The 18,414-nt window shown below is 46.3% G+C and carries 13 protein-coding genes; 9 read left to right on the top strand and 4 right to left on the bottom strand.

The window, feature by feature from the left end; genetic code table 11:
* Positions 1-21: 21 nt before the first annotated feature.
* Positions 22-3,453 (bottom strand): PAS-domain containing protein, encoded by a 3,432-nt coding sequence (locus R7P67_RS17450; protein WP_033907290.1) that lies wholly within the window; start codon positions 3,451-3,453, stop codon positions 22-24.
* A 135-nt stretch (positions 3,454-3,588) separates the two neighbouring features.
* Entirely contained in the window at positions 3,589-4,776 is a 1,188-nt protein-coding gene (locus R7P67_RS17445; protein ID WP_053307400.1) for a 3-phenylpropionate MFS transporter, read from the bottom strand.
* Between the two features lie 233 nt (positions 4,777-5,009).
* Here R7P67_RS17445 and R7P67_RS17440 point away from each other — a divergent pair, with 233 nt between their 5' ends.
* The 9 genes from R7P67_RS17440 (at position 5,010) to fis (ending at position 14,804) form a co-directional block, all read left to right on the top strand.
* Positions 5,010-6,836, top strand: a complete 1,827-nt coding sequence (locus R7P67_RS17440; RefSeq protein ID WP_262654013.1) for a DUF294 nucleotidyltransferase-like domain-containing protein — start codon at positions 5,010-5,012, stop codon at positions 6,834-6,836.
* Between the two features lie 33 nt (positions 6,837-6,869).
* Entirely contained in the window at positions 6,870-7,499 is a 630-nt protein-coding gene (locus tag R7P67_RS17435) for a 3'-5' exonuclease (protein WP_025768818.1), read from the top strand.
* Positions 7,500-7,736: 237 nt separating this feature from the next.
* Entirely contained in the window at positions 7,737-9,689 is a 1,953-nt protein-coding gene (acs, locus tag R7P67_RS17430) for an acetate--CoA ligase (RefSeq protein ID WP_262654015.1), read from the top strand.
* A 303-nt stretch (positions 9,690-9,992) separates the two neighbouring features.
* Positions 9,993-10,442: a type II 3-dehydroquinate dehydratase gene (gene aroQ, locus R7P67_RS17425; RefSeq protein ID WP_005382360.1), complete on the top strand. Its 450-nt coding sequence runs from the start codon at positions 9,993-9,995 to the stop codon at positions 10,440-10,442.
* Between the two features lie 61 nt (positions 10,443-10,503).
* Complete coding sequence (accB, locus tag R7P67_RS17420; RefSeq protein WP_005386355.1) at positions 10,504-10,965, top strand: acetyl-CoA carboxylase biotin carboxyl carrier protein; 462 nt, start codon at positions 10,504-10,506, stop codon at positions 10,963-10,965.
* Between the two features lie 14 nt (positions 10,966-10,979).
* Positions 10,980-12,323 (top strand): acetyl-CoA carboxylase biotin carboxylase subunit, encoded by a 1,344-nt coding sequence (gene accC / locus R7P67_RS17415; RefSeq protein ID WP_005382509.1) that lies wholly within the window; start codon positions 10,980-10,982, stop codon positions 12,321-12,323.
* Positions 12,324-12,488: 165 nt separating this feature from the next.
* A complete protein-coding gene (gene prmA / locus R7P67_RS17410; RefSeq protein WP_005382507.1) occupies positions 12,489-13,376 on the top strand; it encodes a 50S ribosomal protein L11 methyltransferase in 888 nt (295 codons plus the stop codon).
* Positions 13,377-13,515: 139 nt separating this feature from the next.
* On the top strand, positions 13,516-14,484 hold the full coding sequence (gene dusB / locus R7P67_RS17405) for a tRNA dihydrouridine synthase DusB (protein ID WP_005382505.1): 969 nt from the start codon (positions 13,516-13,518) through the stop codon (positions 14,482-14,484).
* Positions 14,485-14,507: 23 nt separating this feature from the next.
* Positions 14,508-14,804: a DNA-binding transcriptional regulator Fis gene (fis, locus tag R7P67_RS17400; protein WP_000462885.1), complete on the top strand. Its 297-nt coding sequence runs from the start codon at positions 14,508-14,510 to the stop codon at positions 14,802-14,804.
* A 74-nt stretch (positions 14,805-14,878) separates the two neighbouring features.
* On the opposite strand, the gene R7P67_RS17395 is transcribed toward fis, so the two are convergent.
* Complete coding sequence (locus tag R7P67_RS17395) at positions 14,879-16,036, bottom strand: MFS transporter (protein WP_262654017.1); 1,158 nt, start codon at positions 16,034-16,036, stop codon at positions 14,879-14,881.
* On the bottom strand, positions 16,033-17,604 hold the full coding sequence (locus R7P67_RS17390) for an ABC-F family ATP-binding cassette domain-containing protein (RefSeq protein ID WP_213867232.1): 1,572 nt from the start codon (positions 17,602-17,604) through the stop codon (positions 16,033-16,035). Before R7P67_RS17390 ends, R7P67_RS17395 begins: the two co-directional genes overlap by 4 nt.
* Positions 17,605-18,414: the final 810 nt, after the last annotated feature.

The raw sequence follows: 18,414 nt of genomic DNA, 5'->3' as shown, positions 1-18,414 counted from the left end.
TATTTTTCAAACACTCCAATCCTAAGCGACTCGATTGAGCACCGAACGCAGCTTAAGCGGCTTAACTGGCTTAGCAATAAAGCTGAACCCATTTGCTTTGATGCCATCAAGCATATCATCGGTACGATCTGCACTGATGATGACGCCTTCAAAGCTGTGGCCTAATCTCAGGCGGCATTGCTGTAGCACTTCTAAACCAGTACGACCATCATCAAGTCGGTAATCGGAGAAAATTACATCCGGAATCCAACCATCCTCAAGCGCTTGTAGACTTTCAACTAAATCAATCGCAACTCGTGTATCGCAGCCCCATCGGGAAAGTAAGTTTTCCATGCCGACTAGAATGTCAGGCTCATTATCGACACATAGGATTCTCAGATGACCAAGTTCAGATTGCTTACTCATTGCCACGTGAACTGGATGAGGCTGAACATGATCAGCTTTATCTAGGGTGATGGAAAAAACACTGCCTTTTCCAACCCAAGAGCGCATCGAAATTTCATGCCCAAGTACCTGAGCAATTCCTTTCGAAATCGCCAAACCAAGTCCGAGACCTTGGTCGGAACGAACTTGAGTTCCGCGATTAAACTCTTCAAAAATCTCTTGCTGCTTCTCTTCTTCAATCCCCACTCCATTATCCCATACATCAATACGCACTCGCCCTTTCACGCGGCGAACACCGAGTGCGACTTTGCCATTCGGGTTATAACGAAACGCATTGGTCAGGAAGTTTTGCACCACACGGCGCAGCAGTTTGGGATCCGACTTAACCATGAGTGAGGACGGAATCATGGTGAACTCTATACCTTGCTGTTTGGCTAACGCACTAAACTCAGCATTCAAATTCGATAACACATCATTTAACGCAAAGCCATGCACGTTGACTTCCAACTTGCCCGATTCCAAACGCGAGATATCCAGCAAATCTCCAATTAAGTCTTCGGCAGCCTCTAAAGCACTTTCAATGTGTGCTGACAGCTTTTTGGCTTCGCTGTCTTTGGCGACTTCCGATAGTGAAGATGCGAATAGACGCGCCGCGTTGAGCGGTTGCATCAAGTCATGGCTTACTGCCGCCAAGAACCGTGATTTGGACTTCGATTCCAAATCCGAGCGCTGCGTCGCTTCCACCAGCTGCTTGTTAAGTTGTTCTAATTCTCGAGTCCGCAGACGTACCCTTTCTTCCAATGTCTCGTTGGCGTCTTTCAGTGCTTGCTCTGCATCACGGAATACGGTGATGTCGGTAAAGCTCATCACAAAGCCACCACCTGGCATTGGGTTACCTTGCACCTCTATCACGCGACCATCGGGACGAACCCGAGAAGAGGTGTGCCGAGTTCCTTGCTCAAGGTGATAAACACGGCGACGAACGTGGTCATCAGGGTCACCAGGGCCACACAACCCCTGCTCTGCATTGTGCCGAATCACATCCGCAATCGGTCGACCTACTTGAATCAGGCCTGGCGGAAATTCAAAGAGTTCTAAATAGCGTTGGTTCCACGCTACCAAGCGTAGTTGCTTATCGACGACCGCAATACCTTGTCCAATATGCTCAATCGCGCCTTGGAGTAAACCCCGACTAAAATCGTACAGTTCAGAGGCTTCATCGACGATAGTCGCCACCTCTTCAAGCTGCATGTTTCTTCCTTGCAGAGCGGAAGTAAGTACTAACTTAGCAGAAGATGCTCCAAATACCCCTGCTAGCACACGCTCCGTATGCCGAATCAGAGAAGATGGCGCTTGTTGATTCGGCATTAACTCTTCTCGTTGCTGGCTCCAGTAGGCTTGAAACGCCGCTTTAACTCGCGTTCGTCCTACAAATCTGGACGCTAGCATTTCCAGTTCTGCAACCGTAACGCGGCTCTGGTACAGACTCATATTTTCGCTTTCAGGCAACGGTGTACCAACGAATGATGCCGATTGTAAGCGCTCACTTAGGCTTGGTCGGGTAGCCATAGAAACCACAACAAAACACACTGCATTAGCGACCACGCTGAGGATCATCCCCCAATCTGAAATCGCGATATCAAAACTAGCCAATACCTCTGGTGGTGTAATCAACCAGATCAGGAAGTTATTACTGGCGTCTCCGGCAAGCATGTCTGTTTGGCTCATTAACGTAATCAGCCAGGTAGCAAAACCCACCGCGAGGCCAACATACACACCTTTCTTATTCCCTTGACGCCAATACATACCGCCAACCAGCGCAGGAGCGAATTGCGTGATAGCCGCGAACGAGAGAAAGCCGATAGCAGAAAGTGAATGAATGGTGTCCAACGCTTGATAGAAACACCACGCGCCAATCAACAAAACTAAAATCAAACCACGGCGGATCCGCAGTAATAATTCAGAAAAATGGTGGTGGTTACGCTGCGTCAGTCGCATGCGACGCAATAGCAATGGCATAACCAAGTCATTCGAGACCATGATCGCTAAGGCAATCGTCGATACGATAACCATGCCGCTTGCCGCTGAAGTACCGCCTAAAAACGCAAGCAAGGCGATTTCACTCGCCCCTACCGACATCGGCACACTGATGACATAAGTATCAGGCGAAGCGCCACTCAAGAGACCTTGCCCTACCCACGCAATAGGTAAAACAAAAATCCCCATTAAGATCAGATAAATGGGGAACAACCAACGAGCCACATGCAAATCTTGAGCACGTTCATTTTCTACCACCATCGTATGGAATTGTCGCGGAAGGCAAACGATCGCCAGCATGGTCAGTACAGTATGAATCAATATAGTCGGGATATTTGGTGACTGATACGTCTGCGCGGCAACATCAAGTAAGCTCAAACTCTCGGTGTTCATCGCCAACCAAACAATGAAGACACCAACAACTAAAAAAGCCAGCAGTTTGATAATGGATTCGAAGGCAATTGCCATCATCATCCCACGATGGTGTTCCGTGTTATCAATGTGGCGGGTACCGAATAGCATCGTAAAAATCGCCAATGCGACCACAACAAACCACGACACGCTATCGTTTTGATAACCAAAATCAGTAGCCAGCTCTGGAGCAATGATTTCAAGCCCCATAGTGATACCACGCAGCTGTAAAGCGATGTACGGCAAAATTCCCGCAACCGCTATGAGCGTAACAACCACGGCCAAACCTTGGGATTTACCGTAGCGTGCTCCGATAAAGTCAGCAATCGACGTGATGTGTTCCCGTTTAGCAATCAAAATAAGCCGAGCTAAAACGCGCCATCCGATGGTAAACACTAAAATGGGGGCAATATAGATGGGCAAGAAAGACCAAGGATTACTGCTGGCCTGCCCGACCGTGCCGTAGAAGGTCCATGATGTACAGTACACCGCAATGGAAAGACTATAAATCCAAGGCCGCCAGCGCGCTAGCCACCTTTTCTGAATGTCGCCGTACCACGCGATGATAAATAAAGCTCCCAAATACGCTAAAGAAACGGGAACCACCAGCCATCCTTGCATCCGATATCCTTTCTTGCCTTTCTTGCTACTTTTAAAGCAAGAGAATAAAAAAACCTCTCCATGAGGGAGAGGTTTCATTTAACACTGCTTTGATAACGGAGACAAAGCTTAGTTTTTAACCTTTGTTACATAAGTCTAATTCTGTGTTTCAAGTGGCTTGTCTGATACATCAACCACCTGATGTGGGTCTTGCGAATCAAGCTTGATGAACAGAGCCAATAACCCCATCGCGGCCATGCCCCAGAACACAAGCGGTCCCCAGTGCTCATAACCCCAGCCACTCAATACGGTCATTAACGCGATAAATGCGCCCAACGGAATCGCGTTATACAACGCTTGCAACGCTACGATCTTATTTTCTTCGGAGTTTTGGATATATTGGATCGCGGCAATGTGCGCGGTAGCGAAAGTCACACCATGCAATAGTTGAACAACCACCAAAGCAATAATTGATGTTGTCGACGCCGTAATACCCCAACGCATCATTACACCAACGGCAGCAGCAATAAACAGCGCGCGTATTGACCAACCTACGAATAAGCGCTTACTCAATGCAAACACTGCCACTTCTGCGGCTACTCCTAAGCTCCACAAGTAGCCAATGACATCTTCCGAGTGACCAGCGGCCTTCCAGTGAATCGCACTAAAGCCGTAGTAAGCCGCATGACTGCCCTGAATTAGTGACACCAACACTAAGAATTTTAGTATCGGCTTGTCGGTCAAAAGAGCGGTCAGCTTTGGACGTTCTGCGCTTTGCCCACCGTGCGTTACAGGCATTGGGTTAGTCGGTCGCATAGCAAACAGCAACGAGATAAACACGCCGAACATCGCAGTGTACAAGATCATATCGGAGCCAAATTCAGCCACCAGGTAGCCCACTGCCGTCGAGCCTGCGATAAAGGCAATCGAACCCCATAGCCGCGTGCGGCCATAATCGAGCATTTTCAGGCGAGCGTAGTAATTTGCCATCGCGTCCGACAACGGAATAATCGGTCCACAACAAAGATTGAACAACACTGTCGCTAGTGCCATTAACCAAAAGCTACCACCCGTAAAAAAGTGAAATCCAACAAAAAGGAGGGCAGCGAAACTCAACCAACGTAAAGCAGGCATAAGATGTTCGACTTTGTGTACTCGTGGGGTGATCACGATATTGGCAACACAACGTGTCGCAAGGCCTAACCCGACCAGCAAACCGATATCTGTCGAAGATACGCCCTGATCCTTAAACCAAAGTGACCAAAATGGCAGATACACGCCATACGCAAAGAAGAATCCGAGAAAGTACTGGGAAATCCAGCCATACGGAGAAGGTTTCAACATTACTAATATCCTAAAACGGGAACACCAACGTTCGAGCCGGGAATTATGGATCGCCATGCGTATTATAAAAAGGGAAGAATAAGAAACTTATCGTTTCCTCGATGGAATACTAACTTTGCGACATTTGGCATCTTCATGCGAAAACATCGTAATTTAGACCAAAGTCGTCTGGCTTCCGGTAAGAAATTTGTCAGACTTAGAGAGTGTTCCTTCCATCATTATTGGGTGTTCTCATGCCTGACAAATTTAACATGCAATCTCCACCGTTCGATCGCTTAACTGAAGCACAACAAACGCGACTGCGATCGTCTCTGGACGTCGCCTACTATCGAGCTCGAGATGTTATTTTATCCTGCGGACAGAAGAACCCCCACTTACATATTCTGATCAAAGGCGCGGTAGAAGAGCGCTCCAACGATCAACAGGAAGTGTTCGCACATTATGCCAACGACGATATGTTCGATGTACGCTCGTTACTTGAAGACAAGGTACGTCATCACTACATCGCGCTTGAGGACACGCTCTCTTACCTACTGCCGAAAGAAGTTTTCCTTGCCCTTTACAACGAAAATGGCCAGTTTGCAGCCTATTTCGATAACAATTTATCGAAACGGCAAGAGCTCATCGAAGCGGCCCATCAACAGCAAAACTTAGCGGAGTTTATTCTCACTAAAGTTGACCGCAGCATTTATCACCCACCGATGATCCTTGAACCAAATACACCAATTCACGAGGTAACGCGTGCCTTAAAAGAAAATGGGATTGACGCTGCATTGGTTCAACTCCATGGCGATGATCCACGATTGGAAAAATGGCCATCAGCCCACCCGTACGCAATAGTGACTCGTACTAATATGCTGCATTCTGTGATGATAGATGGTTGCGCGCTCGACACACCAGTGGGTGAGATCGCGAGCTTTCCTGTTTATCACGTTGATGATGGTGACTTTCTATTCAACGCCATGATCACAATGACCAGAAACAGAATGAAACGCCTCATGGTATGTGAAGGTAACAGAGCCGTTGGCATGCTGGATATGACCCAAATTCTTAGCGCGTTCTCAACCCACTCTCACGTGTTAACGCTCAGTATTGCTCGAGCAAGCAGCGTGGAAGAGCTCGCTTTGGCCTCAAACCGCCAACGTCAATTGGTCGAGAGCTTATTGAAAAACGGCATCCGCACTCGCTTCATCATGGAGCTGATCTCAGCCGTAAACGAGCAAATTATCGAGAAAGCGTTCGAGTTAGTAATACCACCAGCCTTGCACGACCATTGTTGCTTGATCGTACTCGGCTCTGAAGGCCGAGGAGAGCAAATTCTCAAAACCGATCAAGACAATGCCCTGATTATTCAAGATGGTCTGGAATGGCCTCATTGCGAACAAGTGATGCAATCCTTCACACACACCCTACAACAGCTCGGTTATCCACTTTGCCCTGGCAAAGTGATGGTTAACAACCCAAAGTGGGTCAAAACACAGCAAGAATGGATAAGCACCCTAAACCACTGGATAGCTAAAGCCGAACCAGAACAAATCATGGACTTAGCCATTTTCAGTGACGCCCATGCTGTTGCTGGGAATTGCGATCTGCTGGCTCCAATTGCGGCGCATCTTCGTGACACAATGAAAGATCGCATGTTGATATTGTCTGACTTTACTCGCCCTGCCTTGCAGTTTTCGGTGCCCCTAACTCTATTTGGCAACGTAAAAAGTGCTAAAGACGGATTGGACATTAAACGCGGCGGTATTTTCCCAATTGTACACGGCATTCGCGCCTTGTCTTTGGAGTATGCCATTGAAGAGAAGAACACGTTTGAACGCATTGAAGCTCTGAGAAATAAGCGCATCTTAGAACCCGAAACAGCAGATAATCTCAACGAAGCACTAAAATTGTTCTTTAAACTTCGCCTTAATCAGCAACTCAAAAAGCAAGAAGCGTTGAATAACATTGATATTAAACAACTGGATAGAACTGAGCGTGATTTGCTTCGCCACGGCTTACATGTGGTGAAGAAATTTAAGCAATTTTTAGGCTTCCATTATCAAATTCGTGATTAACCCTGATTTTCATAAATCACAGAGGCGTAAGCAATGAACTGGTTACAACGCAAATACTGGTACTACAAATTGAAAGGTTCGCCTTATCAGTCGCTGTTTTGCACGCCAGATAAAACAGAATACGTCTCTCTTGACTGCGAAACCACCAGCCTTGACCCAAATCGCGCCGAGCTGGTGACTATTGCAGCCACCAAGATCATCGACAACCGCATCATCACCAGTCAACCATTTGAAGTCCGCTTACGCGCGCCGCAATCGCTCGACTCAGGCTCGGTCAAGATCCATCGAATTCGCCACCAAGACTTAGTCGATGGCATCAGTGAAAAAGAGGCGCTGCTCGAGCTGCTCGACTTTATCGGCAACCGACCACTTGTGGGCTATCACATTCGTTACGATAAAAAGATCTTAGACCTTGCTTGTTTGCGGCAACTTGGCTTCCCACTTCCTAACCCACTCATCGAGGTCAGTCAGATTTATCACGATAAGTTGGAACGACATTTGCCGAATGCCTACTTCGACTTAAGTCTGGATGCCATTTGTAAACACCTCGAACTTCCTATCCAAGACAAACACGACGCCTTGCAAGACGCGATTTCTGCCGCTTTGGTCTTTGTCCGCTTAACGAAAGGCGATTTACCCAACCTAACCGCACCGTATACATAAAAATCAGTTGACCTAGCTCCCAGAAATACTTTTGTTTCAGCGATTTCCCGGCGCTTCTATCACTCTCATCCTAAAGTCTAATTGTGGAAATACGCGCGGTGACTGACAGTTATAAGCACAACGTCGTCATTACCACGACCACGTTATTTAGAACCAAAAAACAGCCCTACAAAAATATATTCAAAATCTTATCTAGATTGGTGTAAGGCCGAGAAATAAGGCACAAGGAGAGAAGCCATGAGCGAAGCCCACGTTTATCCGGTAAAAGAAAATATTAAAACTCATACACACGCGGATAATGATACTTACTTAGCCATGTATCAGCAGTCGGTAACCGATCCAGAGGGCTTCTGGAACGAACACGGCAAAATCGTTGATTGGATCAAACCTTTCACCAAAGTAAAAAGCACTTCTTTCGACACTGGCCATGTTGATATTCGCTGGTTTGAAGATGGCACACTGAACGTCTCGGCTAACTGTATTGACCGTCATCTCGCAGAACACGGGGACGACGTCGCCATCATTTGGGAAGGCGATGATCCAGCCGACGACAAAACACTCACTTTCAACGAACTACACAAAGAAGTGTGTAAATTCTCCAACGCATTGAAAGAGCAAGGCGTACGCAAGGGCGACGTGGTGTGTCTATACATGCCAATGGTGCCAGAAGCCGCAGTGGCTATGCTCGCTTGTACCCGTATTGGTGCGGTTCACACCGTAGTATTTGGCGGTTTCTCACCAGAAGCACTATCCGGCCGTATCATCGACTCTGACGCTAAAGTCGTGATCACCGCTGACGAAGGCGTACGTGGCGGACGCGCTGTTCCACTGAAAAAGAACGTGGATGAAGCACTAACCAACCCAGACGTGAAAACCATCAGTAAAGTCGTCGTGCTTAAACGTACAGGTGGTGATGTTGAATGGCATGAACACCGTGATGTTTGGTGGCACGAAGCAACAGCCAACGTTTCTGACGTTTGCCCACCAGAAGAGATGAAAGCCGAAGACCCGCTGTTCATCCTCTACACATCTGGCTCGACAGGTAAACCTAAAGGCGTACTACATACTACAGGCGGTTACCTCGTCTACGCGGCAATGACCTTTAAATATGTCTTCGATTATCAACCAGGTGAAACCTTCTGGTGTACCGCGGATGTGGGCTGGATTACAGGCCATACTTACCTAATTTATGGTCCACTAGCGAACGGGGCCAAAACCATTCTGTTTGAAGGTGTTCCAAACTACCCAAGCACGGCTCGTATGAGTGAAGTGGTTGATAAGCACCAAGTGAACATTCTCTACACTGCGCCAACCGCTATTCGTGCACTAATGGCAAAAGGTAACGAAGCGGTAGCAGGGACATCACGTTCAAGCTTACGTGTGATGGGTTCAGTAGGTGAGCCTATCAACCCTGAAGCGTGGGAGTGGTACTACAAAACGATTGGTAATGAGAGCTCGCCTATCGTTGATACTTGGTGGCAAACAGAGACCGGCGGTATCTTAATTGCACCACTACCAGGCGCAACAGATTTAAAACCAGGCTCAGCAACTCGACCATTCTTCGGAGTCCAACCTGCACTGGTTGATAACATCGGCAACATCATTGAAGAAACCGCAGCAGAAGGTAACTTGGTGATCCTTGATTCATGGCCAGGTCAGATGCGTACTGTTTATGGCGACCACGAGCGCTTTGAACAGACCTACTTCTCAACCTTCAAGGGAATGTACTTTACTAGTGATGGGGCTCGTCGTGACGAAGACGGTTACTACTGGATCACGGGCCGTGTTGATGACGTACTAAACGTGTCGGGTCACCGCATGGGTACCGCTGAAATAGAATCGGCTCTTGTCGCACATCATAAAATTGCTGAGGCCGCTATTGTGGGCATTCCGCATGATATCAAAGGCCAAGCTATCTACGCTTACATTACCTTGAACGATGGTGAATTCCCGTCAGCAGAGCTACACAAAGAAGTGAAAGATTGGGTGCGTAAAGAAATTGGTCCAATTGCAACACCAGATGTACTGCACTGGACGGATTCCTTACCGAAGACTCGTTCTGGTAAGATCATGCGTCGAATCCTGCGTAAAATTGCAACGGGTGATACCAGCAACCTCGGAGACACATCAACGCTTGCCGATCCGAGCGTTGTAGATAAACTTATCGCAGAGAAAGCAGAATTGGCATAAATTCAACCAACTGTTTTAAAAGCACTTTAAAAACCGCCATCACTCATGGCGGTTTTTTGCTTTAGTGCACAAATTGGCCACACAAAAAATATGGCAATTATGTTGTTTTTGTTAACTTGGTTACAGAAACGAGAGTGGCTATTAGGAGATTAGACCAGTAAATTGCTGCTAATTGCTATGAATTAGCTATAATCTTGGTCGATTTTTTAAAATTTGCTCGGTTTTAACAAAAAAATCGTGCTGAACTATCGTATATTTGGGAATATAAACGTTCCACTCACGATAAGGGAAGATAGCAACACAATGTCTGCAAAGTCACGGATTCTTGTTCTAAACGGACCAAATCTTAATCTATTGGGTCTGCGCGAACCGACACACTATGGTCACAGTACCTTAGCTCAAGTTGTGGATACTCTTACAGAGCAAGCCCATAACGCTGGGGTAGAACTGGAACACCTACAATCAAATCGTGAGTACGAACTGATTGAAGCCATTCACGCTGCCTATGGCAAGATTGACTTCATCATCATCAATCCAGCGGCTTTCACTCATACTAGTGTGGCGCTGCGAGATGCATTACTTGGCGTCGCCATCCCATTTATTGAGGTGCACTTATCAAATGTGCACGCACGTGAACCATTCCGTCATCACTCTTATCTGTCAGATAAAGCAGAGGGTGTGATTTGCGGTTTAGGCGCACAAGGTTATGAATTTGCTCTGTCTGCAGCGATCAATAAGCTACAGGCAAAGTAACCCTAACACTCTGCAACCCTACGAGGGTTGTCTTAATCACAAGATAAAAGAGAAAGAAAAGATGGATATTCGTAAAATCAAGAAGCTAATTGAGTTAGTTGAAGAGTCTGGCATTGCTGAGCTAGAGATCTCTGAAGGTGAAGAGTCAGTGCGCATCAGCCGTCATGGCACTGCAGCCCCTCAAGCACCAATTCACTACGCAGCAGCTCCAGCGGCGGCACCTGCTCCAGTAGCAGCGGCACCAGTAGCGGAAGCGCCAGCAGCAGAAGCTCCAGCAGCAACACCTGCAGGTCACCAAGTTCTTTCTCCAATGGTTGGTACTTTCTACCGCTCTCCAAGCCCAGACTCTAAAGCATTCGTAGAAGTGGGTCAGAAAGTAAATGCTGGCGATACTCTATGTATTGTTGAAGCAATGAAAATGATGAACCAAATCGAAGCGGACAAATCTGGCGTTGTTACAGCAATCCTAGCTGAAGACGGCCAACCAGTTGAATTCGACCAACCTCTTGTTGTAATCGAATAAGCGGGGCTTGCCTTATGCTAGACAAAGTAGTCATCGCGAACCGAGGTGAAATTGCACTTCGTATTCTTCGCGCTTGTAAAGAATTAGGTATTAAGACCGTCGCTGTTCACTCAACAGCGGACCGCGATCTTAAGCACGTACTACTCGCAGACGAAACCGTATGTATCGGCCCTGCTCGTGGTATCGACAGCTACCTAAACATTCCACGCATCATTTCTGCAGCTGAAGTGACTGGCGCTGTGGCTATCCACCCAGGTTACGGCTTCCTGTCTGAGAACGCAGACTTCGCAGAGCAAGTTGAGCGCAGTGGTTTCATCTTCGTTGGTCCAAAGGCAGACACTATCCGCCTAATGGGCGATAAAGTATCTGCTATCAATGCAATGAAGAAAGCAGGCGTTCCTTGTGTACCGGGTTCTGACGGCCCTCTAGACAATGACGAAGAGAAAAACAAAGCATTTGCTAAGCGCATTGGTTACCCAGTAATCATCAAAGCATCTGGCGGCGGCGGCGGTCGTGGTATGCGTGTTGTTCGCGCAGAGAAAGACCTTATCCAAGCCATTGCAATGACACGTGCTGAAGCAAAAGCGGCGTTCAACAATGACATGGTTTACATGGAGAAATTCCTAGAAAACCCTCGTCACGTTGAAGTTCAGGTTATTGCTGACGGTCAAGGCGGCGCAATCCACCTTGGTGAGCGTGACTGTTCAATGCAACGTCGTCACCAAAAAGTAGTGGAAGAAGCTCCAGCACCTGGTATCACCGAAGAAATGCGTAAGTACATCGGTGAACGCTGTACTCGTGCATGTATCGAGATCGGTTACCGCGGCGCAGGTACGTTTGAATTCCTATACGAGAACGGTGAGTTCTACTTCATCGAAATGAACACTCGTATTCAGGTAGAGCACCCAGTAACAGAGATGGTTACTGGCATCGACCTAATCAAAGAACAGCTTCGTGTTGCAGCGGGTCAGCCTCTGTCATTCACTCAAGATGATATTAAGATCCGTGGCCATGCGATTGAGTGTCGTATCAACGCAGAAGACCCTGAGCGCTTCCTACCATCTCCGGGTAAGATCGAGCGTTTCCACGCTCCTGGCGGTATGGGTGTACGTTGGGAATCTCATATCTACACAGGCTACACAGTACCACCTCATTACGATTCAATGATTGGTAAACTGATCACTTACGGTGAGAACCGTGATGTAGCGATTGCACGTATGAAGAACGCACTGGGTGAGATGATCATCGAAGGCATCAAAACTAACGTACCACTGCAATTCTCCATCATGAATGACGAAAACTTCCAACACGGTGGTGCAAACATCCACTACCTAGAGAAGAAGCTTGGCTTACAATAAACCTAAGCAAACGTCTTAAAAAATGCCCACTCCCGTGGGCATTTTTGTTTTATATGTACGCAAAGGGCTCAACATATAAATCGGCTTATTTGGGTATATACTCAAACAAATCGTAGAGTTCTGGTAAACTCTGCGCCACTTCATTCACTTTAAGAGCAAAAACCAATGCCTTGGATTCAAATCAAACTCAACGCGACCAATGAAAACGCTGAGCAAATCGGCGATATGCTAATGGAAGAGACTGGCGCGCTGTCTGTTACATTCTTAGACGCGCAGGATACACCTGTATTCGAACCTCTACCTGGCGAAACTCGCTTATGGGGCGATACTGATATTCTGGCACTGTATGATGCAGAAGCAGACACTAACTTCATCATCGACCAAATTAAAGCGAGCAATATGCTGGCTGACAATTTTGCTTACAAAGTAGAACAGCTTGAAGATAAAGACTGGGAACGCGAATGGATGGAAAACTTCCACCCAATGAAATTTGGTGAACGCTTATGGATTTGTCCAAGCTGGCGCGACATTCCAGATCCTGACGCTGTTAATGTTATGTTGGATCCAGGCCTTGCATTCGGTACGGGTACTCACCCTACAACAGCACTTTGTCTTGAGTGGCTAGAAAGCATGGACTTAAGCGGTAAGACCGTTATCGACTTCGGTTGTGGCTCAGGTATTCTTGCGATCGCAGCGATCAAACTGGGCGCTGAAAAAGTGATAGGGATCGACATTGATCCTCAAGCCCTGCTTGCTTCAAAAGACAATGCTGAGCGTAATGGCGTTGCAGACAAACTAGAAGTTTACTTACCGCAAAATCAACCAGAAGGTCTCGTCGCTGACGTCGTTGTGGCCAACATCCTTGCGGGACCTTTACGTGAACTAGCACCAATCATTAAAGGCCTAGTTAAACCAAATGGCGACCTTGCAATGTCTGGCGTATTAGACACCCAAGCTGAAGATGTTGCGAACTATTACCGTGACGAGCTTCACATTGACCCGATTGTTGAGCAAAGTGAATGGTGTCGCATCTCTGGTCGTAAGCAAGGCTAGACAAGGTTTTCAGAGCTAATTGTTTGAAATTCATACAATTTACAAAAACAATTTGTAAATGCTCAAATATTAGTCTTTTCACGCAGTGAAAAAATGCGTAAAATGCGCGCCCTTGCTGGTACAGAACTGTGATGACGTTTTGAAAATCGGAAACTATCAACTTAAGAACAATCTAATCGTAGCCCCTATGGCTGGTGTAACGGATAGACCGTTTCGCGAGTTGTGTCTTCGCTATGGTGCGGGAATGGCCGTCAGTGAAATGATGTCTGCTAACCCAAAACTATGGGGAACGTCAAAGTCGAAACAGCGCATGGTACACGAGGGCGAATCGGGCATTCGCTCTGTACAGATTGCGGGTTCCGATCCACAGCTTATGGCGGACGCAGCTCAATTCAGTGTTGAGAACGGTGCACAAATCATCGACATCAACATGGGCTGCCCGGCAAAAAAAGTGAATAAGAAGCTAGCGGGCTCTGCTCTGCTTCAATACCCAAACATTATCGAAGAGATTTTGAAAGCGGTCGTGAATGCAGTGGACGTTCCTGTAACGTTAAAGACTCGAACTGGCTGGGATACAGACAACAAGAACTGTGTCCAGATCGCTAAATTAGCCGAAAACTGCGGCATACAAGCTCTTGCTCTGCATGGCAGAACGAAAGCATGTATGTACAAAGGTGAGGCCGAATATGACAGCATTAAAGCGGTAAAAGAGGCGATTTCAATTCCGGTTATCGCGAACGGTGATATCGATAGCCCGGAGAAAGCCAAATTTGTACTGGAGTACACCGGTGCGGACGCTTTAATGATTGGACGCCCTGCCCAGGGTCGTCCTTGGATTTTCCAGGAAATCCATCACTATTTGGAAAACGGCACCACAATGGAGGAACTTCCAACTGAGGAAGTGAAAACCATTATGCTTGGTCATGTAAATGCTCTGCATGAGTTTTATGGGGAGTTCTTAGGTCCACGTATCGCGCGCAAGCACGTTGGGTGGTACCTGAAAGAGCATGAACAGGCAAGTGAGTTTCGCCGTACCTTCAACGCTATCGACGCAGCTCCGCTGCAAATTGAGGCGTTAGAAGGTTATTTTGATAACGTTGCATCATAATTAAGAGAAGAGCTAGACCGAATATGTTCGAACAAAATCTGACTTCAGAAGCATTAACAGTAACTACAGTAACGTCACAAGACCAGATTACTCAGAAGCCTTTACGTGACTCTGTTAAAGCGTCTCTTAAAAACTACCTTGCTCAACTAAACGGCCAGGAAGTAACAGAACTATACGAATTAGTTCTAGCTGAAGTTGAACAGCCACTACTAGATACTATCATGCAGTACACTCGCGGTAACCAAACTCGCGCAGCAACTATGATGGGTATCAACCGCGGTACTCTTCGCAAGAAACTTAAGAAATACGGCATGAACTAAGACCGTTTTTCAAAAAGTATTTGGAACAAGCCGTTACCTTTTTAGGTAACGGCTTTTCTTTATCTACTAAAACACTACGAATAACGCTCACTTTGTTCAGTATTACCAACTGGCTTTAAGATAACTACTGCTGAGCCAAACAATAGCAAAGCCACGAAAGCGACCCATTCATTGCCTACAGAATACGCGAAGCCCGCCAAGGCAGACCAAATCGCGACACCAAAGTGCATCATACTCATTCCAAAAGACATCAACACACCTCGATATTCATCAGATAAGCTTGCGATATGTGCTTGTAATGCCGGAGAACCAACCCCTCCAGCGAGAGACCAGAGCACTAGAGCTGGAAGATAAGCGGTCACCGTACTCATCTCATTTGAGAACACCCATGCACTACAAGGTATGCACACCATTAAGGCCACTCGCATAACGGCTCGAGAGCTACCAAGCCAGCGAGAAGCTCTTGCCACGCACATATTTCCAACCACACTCACGATCCCTAGAGCTGCATAAATAGCGCCCACCCAACCGAGCGCCAAATCGCTGGTATCTCGAATATGAAGGCCTATCAGGTTAAATACACCAATACCTCCCCCTAGAGCTAAACACATCGCTAAAATCGCCCTCAACGCGCCAGGAACATGAATTACACCTGTTATAGGTGGCAGAGCATCTGACATTTGGGACTCATCATGCTGGTCCTTCATGAACACTACGCTCATAGCACTGACAAGAAGAGCCGCAACGCCCAAAATAATAAAAGCGGCACGCCATGATAAAAGCTGGGTCAACAATGCTCCGATCGCAGGGCTAGTTATCATACCTAGCGTTAATCCCGCCTGAACCATCACAATTTGACGCATCGCTCTATTACCCTTCGCGTCTCCCGCTAACGCGAATGCAATTGGCAACATGCCTGCACTTGCAATACCAGTGATCACTCGAGTTGCAATAGCAAGTTCAAAATCATGAACTATGCCCGTCGTAATAGACGCAACCCCAAATACAAAGCAAGCAGGCACCATGATACGAATACGCCCAACTCGGTCTGATAAACGGCCCAAGTAAGGAGCACAAATTGCTATGGCTAAACTATATGCCGTAATAAATAAGGTAACCTGACTCGGTTGAACACTTAAATCATTTCCGATGGGTTCAAGAATAGATCCAAGCATCAACTCATCAGCACCAACAAGAAAAGCAACGAGAAATAGGATCATGGACTGCATCATAGCTCCACCTCCTGTTCTGTTTTCGATTCAGCACAAGTGAGCAACGAAATATCTAAAACTCTATCAGGCCAAGATTGCAAAAATGCCTTCTCATGAGATACCACAATCACGCTACCGGAAAAGCGCTGGAGAGCCTCTTTAAGCGCATTTTTGCTGCTGCTATCCAAATGTGTTGTTGGTTCGTCCAACAGCAAAACATGGCATTTCTGAACCGATAAACAACACAGTTTCACCCGAGTTTGCTCACCACCGCTCAATGTATCTAAGTGGCGCTGCGTCTTATCCCCCGTGATCCCAAAGCGAGCTAATAGCTTGCGTGACTCTTTGCTTGAGATTGTTGGCGCACAAGAGCACAGCTCCTGTTCAGGCGTGTTCTGAGGATGGCGCCAAGACAAATCTTGAGAAAAATAACCAATCATTGCACCTTTTGCCAATACCACCTCACCAGAGAGTGGCTCGATCTTCCCCATCAGGGTTTTAAGTAAGGTCGACTTACCCACGCCGTTAAAGCCAGCAACAACCAACTTTTCCCCGCGCGCTAACTTGATATCACATACTGGAAGCAGAGGCTGCTGATAACCTATCATCAACGCTTTTGCGTCAATCACATACTGTTGCCCAATGGGCTGGTGAGCAAAGTCAAACATCGATACTTTCTCTACATGATTCAGTTGAATACATTCGATTTTATCCAGTTTTTTCTTACGCCCTTTAGCAAGACTCGCGTTAACTCCAGCGCCATTTTTGGCAATAAATTGCTCTAACTTTCGAATTTCATTTTGCTGAGCCTTATATTGCTTTTCTATCAAAGCACCATCGTGATGCTTTTGCTGCATTGCTTGGACATAAGTGCCGCTGTATTTTCGAACCGTTTGATAATCAATATCACAAATACTGGTCGCGACTTGATTAAGGAAATCAACATCATGAGAAACCAGTAAAACGGTGCCAATGTAATCATTGAGAAACGTGACTAGCCATTCAATGTGCGGAGCATCAAGATAGTTTGTCGGCTCATCAAGAATTAACACATCGGGGTTGCGAAGTAACAACCTGCCTAAAAGGACTTTGTGCCTTTGACCGCCACTTAGCGAGACAAGCGGTGTATCTAAGCCAAATTGATAAATGCCAAGACCTACAGCAACTTGTTCAATTTTGGTATTAATTGCATAGAAGTTTTCATCTTCTAAATATGCCTGTAGCCGAGCGACTTGGCTTAAAAGAGATGTAGAGTGAGACTCGGTCATCGCATGATACAAAGTCCAAAGCTTCTGCTCGGCAGCGTATAAGTTCTCAAAAGCACTCTTTAAGCATTCATAAACCGTCAGCGCATTATCGATCTTAAAATGTTGCTCTAAATACCCCACCTCAAGGTTTGGTAACCATTCAATGCAGCCCTTATCTGCAGATAATTCACCGAAAAGAAGTTTCAATAAGGTGCTTTTTCCAACACCATTCGCTCCGGTGATACCTACTTTCTCTCCCACGTTAATACGAAAGGTCACGTTGTTGTACAATGTCTTATCGGCTAACTGATAAGACAAATTTTTAACTTGTAAAATACTCATGTTTTCAACCAAATAAAAAAGGGCCGGTGATCAATACCGGCCCTTATTTCAATACTGGGTAATGCTTTGTAGCTGCTTAACAGATACAAAAAGGCCGATGATGAAATATCACCGGCCATCTCTTCTCTTTTATCAGGTGTACAAGCTCCTACGTATAACTTCAGCGAAGTTACTCAAGCATAAAACACCTGATGAAGATTAATTTAAGACTCCGAGCAACACTTCATCGCGTTTTTTGCACGGAGTTCAGCCTTCTTACAAAGCTTTTAAACAAGAGATATAACATGATTTACTGTCGAAAAAATATTCGATGTGAAGCGTACACCTTTAGAATAAAAAGTACCAGATAATTGTTAAAACTATCGTGACTTACACGAAGGTCCACAGAAAGAAGACTTTTCCTCAGTCAATGTGCCAGGTGAACTGCTTACTCAGCAAACACAGCTATGAAAGCACCTATACCGCTCACGTTATACGTACGTAGTGGTGGCTTTGAAGGTTAGAGAGGGTTAGAGGGAAGAAGTAGCGAATATACTTTAAGACACTGGCTTAAATAGATCGACAAAACAAAATCCATGTTTGAAAAGTTTTAAATGCGCTGAGTTTATATTAATAAGCGCCTATGGCTAAATCAAAACATCTAAAGCAGAGAAATCTCCCCCGAAAATAACATAACCTAGTGAATAAATTTTCCAGGTAATAATAAAGGAAGCTTTGGTAAGTTAAGCACAGGGGCTCAAAACTAGCGCTCGAGACTGCAGAAACCACACAAAACTGCGTTCCACTTCACTCATAACAGGGCTTAGAAAG

Source organism: Vibrio sp. Vb0937, from assembly GCF_033338855.1.
Note: the sequence above shows the minus strand (reverse complement) of the source record. Positions and strands in the feature narration are given on the sequence as shown.

What these genes read in the sequence shown, in the direction of transcription:
- R7P67_RS17450 (WP_033907290.1), bottom strand. Translation starts at nt 3,453, where the DNA reads ATGCAAGGATGGCTGGTGGTTCCCGTTTCTTTAGCGTATTTGGGAGCT.
- R7P67_RS17445 (WP_053307400.1), bottom strand. Translation starts at nt 4,776, where the DNA reads ATGTTGAAACCTTCTCCGTATGGCTGGATTTCCCAGTACTTTCTCGGA.
- R7P67_RS17440 (WP_262654013.1), top strand. Translation starts at nt 5,010, where the DNA reads ATGCCTGACAAATTTAACATGCAATCTCCACCGTTCGATCGCTTAACT.
- R7P67_RS17435 (WP_025768818.1), top strand. Translation starts at nt 6,870, where the DNA reads ATGAACTGGTTACAACGCAAATACTGGTACTACAAATTGAAAGGTTCG.
- acs (WP_262654015.1), top strand. Translation starts at nt 7,737, where the DNA reads ATGAGCGAAGCCCACGTTTATCCGGTAAAAGAAAATATTAAAACTCAT.
- aroQ (WP_005382360.1), top strand. Translation starts at nt 9,993, where the DNA reads ATGTCTGCAAAGTCACGGATTCTTGTTCTAAACGGACCAAATCTTAAT.
- accB (WP_005386355.1), top strand. Translation starts at nt 10,504, where the DNA reads ATGGATATTCGTAAAATCAAGAAGCTAATTGAGTTAGTTGAAGAGTCT.
- accC (WP_005382509.1), top strand. Translation starts at nt 10,980, where the DNA reads ATGCTAGACAAAGTAGTCATCGCGAACCGAGGTGAAATTGCACTTCGT.
- prmA (WP_005382507.1), top strand. Translation starts at nt 12,489, where the DNA reads ATGCCTTGGATTCAAATCAAACTCAACGCGACCAATGAAAACGCTGAG.
- fis (WP_000462885.1), top strand. Translation starts at nt 14,508, where the DNA reads ATGTTCGAACAAAATCTGACTTCAGAAGCATTAACAGTAACTACAGTA.
- R7P67_RS17395 (WP_262654017.1), bottom strand. Translation starts at nt 16,036, where the DNA reads ATGATGCAGTCCATGATCCTATTTCTCGTTGCTTTTCTTGTTGGTGCT.
- R7P67_RS17390 (WP_213867232.1), bottom strand. Translation starts at nt 17,604, where the DNA reads ATGAGTATTTTACAAGTTAAAAATTTGTCTTATCAGTTAGCCGATAAG.